Here is a 2,371-nt window from a genome sequence, read left to right on the forward strand (position 1 = left end):
GTCATCTCGTTCATGTTGGTCTCCGTTACTTGGTCAGATTTCCGACATCCACGCCGAGATTGCGTAATGCACGTTTGGTGGCTGTCTCTATGTGGGAGTCTAAGTAATCCCACTCTTGCGGGGAGTAAAGTTGGTGCATCCTGGTTGAATGGTAAACATCCCATACCACCCGTGTACGCAGATCTTTTACTCTTGGGTCAGTGCGCAGGCTGTCCACATGGGCAGGTATCTGGGCTACAATCTGCGCAATGCGCCCCTCCAAGGCTGCGTAGTGTTCCGCCGTCATTTTCATGTGATTCTCCTCTACTTGATGGATGGTTTGCCAGGGTAGGTTACACAATGTAACCTGCGCGCTTGAGTCTATCCAGCACACCGAAATACGCCATTTTTCGCAGCTCAGCTTCGCCGTACTGCTCCAGTAACTTTACATCAGAGTCCAATTGCTCCGCTGTATCCGCCGAGTAAGGGCTTTTCGACGTGTCTATGGTGCGGTGGAGCCTCCCGCCTTGCTGGGCGCGCTGGATGTCCGCCCAATCATGCCCAAAGATTTTCTCGCTCATGTTTCCTCTCCTATGGTTACTGGTTCAGCGGGTAAGTTACACAATGTAACCTCACCCCGCCATGGTGACAATGGGCCGGCCAGGCCGCTCCTTCACTGTCACCACCCATTGTACGCTAGTCAAAACCTTATGTCAAGTGCCTAGTGTAATTGTGCCAAGCGGCAAGACTCCCACGGCTAGGGCGTGCCGTGAGCGTAAAATAACAAGCGCTTTTATTTTAGTGGGCGTGCGAGCGCGTACATGCGACCGCGTGCAGGCTGGTGGCAGGGCTCGAAATGCGGCTATTCCTACAACTCTGCGCAGAATGTTATTTTTGCAGGCATTGAGATTCTAAATTGGCGCTGGCGGTAAATTCCCACGACTGCGGAAACTGCGCGGCGGTAAATTCTAGCGCGTTTAAATTTAAACATGCTCAGATTTAGGTATTTTTGCATGGTTTTGAATTTGAGTGAGGGTTTTCCAGGTGGTTGGGGCGGTGAGCGGGGCGAAAAATTTTAGAGTAATAAAAATTGAGGGGATGGAATGGCGAAAAAGTCCTTTGGAATCAAGGACTAGATAAATAATGCACTAAATTTAGTGTATACCCCCCATTTCACCCGTTTTTGGGAGTTATTATTCAACGGTTGGGAATTTAACTGTGGCAACATGTTTACATATCTCGCGCAACTTGAATACGAACAGCAGAAAAACGCCTCTATTTTATTTTATTTTGAGATATATATATATATCAGTCACTTGGGAGAGTTTGCCGCGCCGTGACCAAAAACCGTTTTGTGTTCTCCACCCCGAATCCCGTGGGAATTCAACGGCTTGCAGAAAATGTATGTAGTTTTATTGCGCAGTTATAGCGGCCGGCTATTTTTAAACTTGTTAAAACCAAGAATTGGTTAAAAAATGTACAGAATTTCAAAACTTGCAGAAATAACTGCTTTGAAGTTACACAATGTAACGTAACTGTTTAGGTGGTGATGGTCGTTTACCTATGCCAGCCGTTGCACTATCGTCACGCGGCATGTTGTAGCAGTAGGCCAAGGCGGCGGCCACCAGAACGCGCAGGGCGGGCATGCCAGCAGGGGCCGGTAGGGTAGTACTGGGCAGGGGCCGATCGTGGCGCAGCGGCCACCAGAACGCGCAGGGCGGGCATGCCAGCATGGGCCGGTAGGGTAGTACTGGGCAGGGGCCGATCGTGGCGCAGCGGCCACCAGAGTGCGCATGGAGCACATGCCAGCAGGGGCCGGTAGGGTAGTACCAGGTAGGCGGCGAACGTGGCGCAGCGGCCACCAGCGGCCGCGAGGCGGGCATAAAAAAGGCGGCCCGAAGGCCGCCAAAGCAGGGGTGGTTGGCTATTGGCTATCAGCTTTTCAGCTGCGCCTTGGCCATTTCGGCCAAGTCATCCACGGCGAGAAGAAAATCCGTGGGAAGTTTGGACTTGTGATTGTGGCAGAATGACACCAATTGCGCCACTAACTGCCGGGCACCGACGCAAGGCGACAGTGGCGCTGTCTCGGCCGGTTTGCCCGGCTTGACACCAGGCGCTGGCGCACCCTTGGCACCGGCCGGCGCGGATCCCGGCTGGCGGGGCTTACGGCCGCCGCCGGCACCCTTGCCTTTCTCGGCCTTGGGCGCTGCCTTCACACTCTCGGCCCATGAATCAACCGGCGCAAGGCCGGTATCGATCCCTCGGGCGATGCGTACAGATTCTGACCGGGTGACCTTGATCCGCCGAAGCCCGCGAATGGTCGGAGCGGCTTTGTCGAACGATTCCCAGAATGCGCCAATCAATGTGACCGCCTTGCCTTTCGGCATGGTCT

3 protein-coding genes are annotated in these 2,371 nt (G+C 53.7%); all 3 read right to left on the reverse strand.

Features of this window, described 5'->3' with window-relative positions:
• Positions 1-25: 25 nt before the first annotated feature.
• On the reverse strand, positions 26-292 hold the full coding sequence (locus E4680_RS13695; RefSeq protein ID WP_135282985.1) for a hypothetical protein: 267 nt from the start codon (positions 290-292) through the stop codon (positions 26-28).
• A gap of 40 nt (positions 293-332) precedes the next feature.
• Positions 333-560, reverse strand: coding sequence for a hypothetical protein (locus E4680_RS13700; RefSeq protein WP_135282986.1), 228 nt, complete (start codon positions 558-560; stop codon positions 333-335).
• A gap of 1,353 nt (positions 561-1,913) precedes the next feature.
• Positions 1,914-2,371 (reverse strand): hypothetical protein (locus E4680_RS14185; RefSeq protein ID WP_205688950.1); only part of this gene is annotated, 458 nt, incomplete at its 5' end.

Origin of the sequence: Candidatus Macondimonas diazotrophica, assembly GCF_004684205.1 — a bacterium.
In the GTDB taxonomy this organism is placed as follows: Bacteria; Pseudomonadota; Gammaproteobacteria; order UBA5335; family UBA5335; genus Macondimonas; species Macondimonas diazotrophica.

Bases quoted from the DNA above. Each gene is read 5' to 3' on its own strand.
- E4680_RS13695 (WP_135282985.1), bottom strand. From the start codon at position 292: ATGAAAATGACGGCGGAACACTACGCAGCCTTGGAGGGGCGCATTGCG.
- E4680_RS13700 (WP_135282986.1), bottom strand. From the start codon at position 560: ATGAGCGAGAAAATCTTTGGGCATGATTGGGCGGACATCCAGCGCGCC.